The 4988-nt window shown below is 66.9% G+C and carries 5 protein-coding genes; 3 read left to right on the top strand and 2 right to left on the bottom strand.

The window, feature by feature from the left end; all coding sequences use genetic code 11:
• Positions 1 to 438 precede the first annotated feature (438 nt).
• Complete coding sequence (locus LH128_RS31000) at positions 439 to 930, bottom strand: asparaginase domain-containing protein (protein ID WP_008833648.1); 492 nt, start codon at positions 928 to 930, stop codon at positions 439 to 441.
• Between the two features lie 258 nt (positions 931 to 1188).
• On the opposite strand from LH128_RS31000, the gene LH128_RS30995 reads away from it, so the two are divergent.
• Positions 1189 to 2385 (top strand): MFS transporter, encoded by a 1197-nt coding sequence (locus LH128_RS30995; RefSeq protein ID WP_008833647.1) that lies wholly within the window; start codon positions 1189 to 1191, stop codon positions 2383 to 2385.
• Positions 2386 to 2532: 147 nt separating this feature from the next.
• On the opposite strand, the gene LH128_RS30990 is transcribed toward LH128_RS30995, so the two are convergent.
• On the bottom strand, positions 2533 to 3540 hold the full coding sequence (locus tag LH128_RS30990) for a DNA topoisomerase IB (RefSeq protein WP_008833646.1): 1008 nt from the start codon (positions 3538 to 3540) through the stop codon (positions 2533 to 2535).
• Positions 3541 to 3657: 117 nt separating this feature from the next.
• Between LH128_RS30990 and LH128_RS30985 the strand changes: the two genes are divergently transcribed.
• Entirely contained in the window at positions 3658 to 4140 is a 483-nt protein-coding gene (locus tag LH128_RS30985) for a hemerythrin domain-containing protein (protein ID WP_008833645.1), read from the top strand.
• Positions 4141 to 4243: 103 nt separating this feature from the next.
• Complete coding sequence (locus LH128_RS30980) at positions 4244 to 4708, top strand: pyridoxamine 5'-phosphate oxidase family protein (protein WP_008833644.1); 465 nt, start codon at positions 4244 to 4246, stop codon at positions 4706 to 4708.
• Positions 4709 to 4988: the final 280 nt, after the last annotated feature.

Raw genomic sequence — 4988 nt, 5'->3', positions numbered from 1 at the left:
ACGATCAGCGCGGCGATCGGGGCATGGACCAGCGGCGCGTGGATGTCGGTTGTCGTCATCGGCGTCGCCAGCATCGCGTGTCCTGTCCTGCGGGAGACGTGATGCCGAACGAGCTTGAACTTCGTTGCAGCCACGGCCTCCGGGTGGAGCGCCGGAAACCGCGCTGCGGCCCCCGTACCCGACGAGGGGTACACCGGGGCGGTTATCGACCTGCGAAGCCAGACCTAGGGAGCTGTCCCTAGACCCGGCCTGTCGCAACGATTGCAGTGGTTAAATTTGTGTGAGAGCGGCCGCTGTCCATGCGCTCGGGGCCGCGCGCAGCACTTTCGTCATCCCCGCGAAAGCGGGGACCCATCTGATGCCAGTGCACCACGAAACGTCGGGAGATGGGTTCCCGCCTTCGCGGGAATGACGACGTTAAATACGCAAGAACTGCCCTCAGCGCGCGACGAACTTGCCGGCCTCGCGGTCCTTGCGGACCTTCAGCGCGTCGAACACGGTGCCGCTCATGGTGATCCAGATGCCCGGGCCGGCCGATTGGCAGCAGCCGAACGCCATGCCCAGGTTGAATGCCGCGTCGCTCTCGGCGAAACGGGCGGGCTGCATGGCGCCGCACATTACCACGGTCTTGCCCTCGATATGGGCGAGCGCGGCGGCGGTGTCGGTCATGGTGTCGGTGCCATGGGTGATGACAACATGGCTTTCCGGCGCCCCGGCGACCGTCGCGGCGATCAGCGCGCGGTCCTCGTCGGTGAGTTCGAGGCTGTCCTTGCGCAGCAGTTCGACGACGCGGAACGGATGCGCCACGCGGGCGGTGGCCAGCAGCTTGCCGATCACGCTCTCGACGATCTGGTACTCGCTCAGCGCGTCGAAGTACTGCTTGTCGATGGTGCCGCCGGTGGTGATGACGAGAATGGGTGCCTGGTTCATGCGCGTTCCTTACTGCGGGACGGGCGGGTTTCCAATTCCTTCGTAGGTAAGGGGGCGCTTTGCCGATGGGGCTTCGAGAGGCTGTGCCTGACCCTTCGACAAGCTCAGGGTGAGCGGGAGTAGCGTAATGCCCTATCAATTCCGCTCAGGCTGAGCCTGTCGAAGCCCCCGCCGCACACGCCGCACGGATATTCGCCCTGCGATCTCCCGCCATCTCGCATCTGCACAACCGCGCCGATCCATGGCACCACTGCGACCATGAGCACCCTTGCGTCACCCTCGCTTACCGCCCGCAGCGAACTGGCCGCCGGATGGCCGACCGTCCTTGCCGCCGCGCTGGCGATCGGGGTGGGGATGATGGGCGTGGGGTTCTACGCACTGGGGCTGTTCGTGACGCCGCTTCAGGCCGAGTTCGGCTGGACCCGCGCCGAAGTCTCGGGCGCGGCGACGTTCCAGCAACTGGGCATCTTCCTCTCCGCCCCTGTCGTGGGGCGCCTTGCCGACCGCTTCGGCAACCGCACCATCGCCATCGCCAGCTATCTGGCCACGCCGCTTGCCCTAGTGGCGCTGGCCGAGACCGGGCCGTCGCTGACCGCGTGGTACGGCCTGTGGCTGCTCGTCTCTCTGGCGGGCTGCGGAACGACCCCGGCGATCTGGGCACGCGTCGTCTCGCTGCGCTTCGATGCCGGGCGCGGCTTCGCATTGGGGCTGATGCTGACGGGCTCCGGCATGGCGGCGATCCTCGCGCCCGCATTGCTCGGCCCGGTGATCGCGGTGCAGGGCTGGCGCACCGGCCTCCATGCCATCGCCATCGTGATTGCCGTGATCGGCATCCCCGTCAGCCTCCTGACCGGGCGCGGAGAGCGCGTCGCCAACGACAGGCGCGAGCGCGGCAGCATCGAGATCACCCGCAAGACGCTGCAAATCGCCCTGATCGGCTTCCTGCTGGGCGTCATCGTCGCGGCGCTGATCGTCCATCTCGTGCCGATGCTGGTGGACCGGGGCGTGCCGCCCGCGCAGGCCGCCGGAGTGGCCGCCTTCATCGGCATCGCGGTGGTCTTCGCCCGCGCTTTCGTCGGCTGGCTGTTCGACCGCTTCCACGCCCCGCGCGTGGCCGTGCTGTTCCTGACCTCGCCGGTGATCGCCTGCGTGATCCTGTGGCTCGACGGCCCCGCAATCCCGGCCGCGCTGCTGCTCGGCCTCGCGGCCGGAGCGGAAGTGGACATGCTCGCCTATTTCACCAGCCGCTACGCCGCACTGGAAAACTACGGAGCGACCTACGGCGCCATCCTCGGCCTGTTCAGCCTCGGCGCCGCGTTCGGTCCGCCGCTGTTCGGGTGGATGGTGGACGCGACCGGGAATTCCGATCTTGCGCTTGCTTGCTCGGGCGTGGCGCTCGTCGGCGTGCTGGTGCTGATCGGAACATTGGGGGCTTACCGGACGTCGTCGCGCTGAGACTGCGGGGGCTTCGACAAGCTCAGCCTGAGCGGGTTTGAGAGGCATTACACTAACTCCGCTCACCCTGAGCTTGTCGAAGGGTCAGGATGAGCTTGTCGAAGCCCCCGCGACATGACGCGCCTAAAGACAGCCACCGGTCCCGGATCAAGTCTGGGACGACGAAGTGAGAAACGCCAGCAACCCGCGCTCCTCGCGGCTCATCCAGCGGGTCTTGCGCGGCAGGCTTTCGGGCACCTCGGGTGCGCCCCGATCGCCCTTGGCCGCCGCGATCACGTCCGGGTGGACGTAGGACTTCCGCGCGATCGCGGGCGTATTGCCGAGGCACTGCGCAACCTCGTCCAGCATCGCCCGCAATGACAGGCCGGGGTTCCCGACCAGCATCGCGAAGGCCATCGTGCTCGCCGCCCATGTCCGGAAGTGCTTGGCGGTGAAGCCCTCGCCCATCGTCTCGGCAAGGTATGCGTTGACGTCGTGGCTGTGGACGGGAATCGCCTCGCCCTCCTCGTCGACGTACTGGAACAAGTGCTGGCCGGGCAGGTCCTGCATCTTGCGCACACAGCGCACGAGGCCGGGATCGTCGCAGGTGATCTGCTGCAGCTTGCCCGACTTGCCCTTGAAGCGCAGCATCAGCGCGCCGCGCTCTATCTTCGCGTGCCGGTTGCGCAGGGTGGTCGCGCCGAAGCTCTTGTTGGCCTTGGCGTAGCACTCGTTCCCCACCCGGATCGCCCCGGTATCGAGCAGCGCCACGACCGAGGCGATCGCCCGCTCGCGCGTCAGCTTGCGTGAAGCGATGTCCGCGTCCACCCGCGCCCGCAGCACCGGCAGCGCATCACCGAACAGGGCGCAGCGGTCGAACTTCATGGCCTCGCGCGACTGGCGCCAGTCGGGATGATAGCGATACTGCTTGCGCCCGCGCGCGTCGTAGCCCGTCGCCAGCAGGTGGACATCGGGGTCGGCCGAGAACCAGCACCGCTCGTAGGCGGGCGGCAGGGCGATGGCGTTGAGCCGGTCGATCTCGAGGCGATCCTTTATCCGCGCTCCGTCCGCATCGAAGTAGGCCCACTTGCTGCCGCGCACCGGCTTGCGGGTGATTCCGGGGGCGCCGTCATCGGCGAATTTCAGGCGCGAAATCGTCTGGCGCGTCATCAGCATGGGGTCTTGTCCGTTGTCTCTCCCTTTCGAGAACGCACGGGGGGGCAAACGGGTTGTCGGAAACCGGAACGCGATCCCGCCGTTCCTTCCTGCAAAGACAAACCACAGGAGACACCCATGGCAGACGCACGCATCTTCCGCGATCTCAAGGCCGACCACGACAAGCATCGCAAGCTCCTCGAGCAGCTCGGCGAGACTCAGGGCGCCAGCGACGAGCGCAAGGACCTGTTCGAAGCCTTGCGCAAGGAACTCCAGGCCCACGCCGCCGCCGAGGAGGAATCGCTCTACGCGACGATGCTCGGCAACCCGGACCTGCGCGACGAGGCCCGCCACTCGGTGTCCGAGCACAAGGAAATCGACGACTTCCTCGGCGAACTGTTCGAGATCGACATGAGTTCGTCCGCGTGGCTGACCAAGTTCAAGGAAATGCGCCACCGCTACCTCCACCACATCGACGAGGAAGAGGAGGAGATGTTCCCCGAAGCGGCGGAAAAGCTCTCGGCCGAAACCGAGAAGGAACTCGCCGAAGTGTTCGAGAAGCGCAAGCCGAAGGAACTGGCGACGGCCGAAAAGGAACTGCCCGGCGATGCGCGCGAATAAAGCCGGCAATACGCCGGCTCGGGCCTCCCCTGCGGCGAACGCGGGGGAACGCCCGATCCCGGCGGCGCGTTGCCTTCTCGATCAACCATAACGGAGACGGACCATGGACAAGGACATCCGCGAGCATTTCTGGAAAGCGTTCCAGACCAGCCCGTTCATCATGATGAGCCTTCAGGGCGGACATGCCCACGCCGAGCCGATGACGGCACAGCTCGACAAGGACGCCCATCACGCGATCTGGTTCTTCACCAAGCGTGACAACCGCATCGGCGGCGGCGGCAAGGCGATGGGTCAGGTGATGACGCGGGGGCACGAGGTCTTCGCCTGCATCGACGGTACGCTGGTCGAGGAAACCGATCCGGCCGTGCGCGACAAGCACTGGAACAACGCCGTCGAGGCATGGTTTCCCGCCGGCAAGGCCGACGCTTCGGTCGTAATGCTGCGTTTCGAGATCGAGGATGCCGAAGTCTGGACTTCGGAAATGGGCCTCAAGGGCGCCTTCAAGCTCCTGACCGGCAAGCCCATCAAGCAGGGCGAGGCCGGAGAGCACGCGCTCGGCGCGGTCTGAGACCCTCTAGGACCGATGCCTGAGCAGCGGGGGCGTGGCGGTTCAGGCTGCCACGCCCTTCGCGCTTGTCCTCCCTGTCGCGCAGCGATGGGGAGGGGGACCGCCCGCGCAGCGGGTGTGGAGGGGGAGAACCCCCTCCGTCAGCGCTTCGCGCTGCCACCTCCCCATCGCTGCGCGACAGGGAGGAGACGCGCCGTCATCAGGCCAGCGCGGCCTTCAGCGCATCGGCGAGATCGGTGCGCTCCCAGGGGAACAGGTCGCCCTCGGGCTGGCGGCCGAA

It is taken from the genome of Sphingomonas sp. LH128, assembly GCF_000293195.2.
Taxonomy (GTDB): domain Bacteria; phylum Pseudomonadota; class Alphaproteobacteria; order Sphingomonadales; family Sphingomonadaceae; genus Novosphingobium; species Novosphingobium resinovorum_A.
Note: the sequence above shows the minus strand (reverse complement) of the source record. Positions and strands in the feature narration are given on the sequence as shown.

Bases quoted from the DNA above. Each gene is read 5' to 3' on its own strand.
- LH128_RS30985 (WP_008833645.1), top strand. From the start codon at position 3,658: ATGGCAGACGCACGCATCTTCCGCGATCTCAAGGCCGACCACGACAAG.
- LH128_RS30990 (WP_008833646.1), bottom strand. From the start codon at position 3,540: ATGCTGATGACGCGCCAGACGATTTCGCGCCTGAAATTCGCCGATGAC.
- LH128_RS30995 (WP_008833647.1), top strand. From the start codon at position 1,189: ATGAGCACCCTTGCGTCACCCTCGCTTACCGCCCGCAGCGAACTGGCC.
- LH128_RS30980 (WP_008833644.1), top strand. From the start codon at position 4,244: ATGGACAAGGACATCCGCGAGCATTTCTGGAAAGCGTTCCAGACCAGC.
- LH128_RS31000 (WP_008833648.1), bottom strand. From the start codon at position 930: ATGAACCAGGCACCCATTCTCGTCATCACCACCGGCGGCACCATCGAC.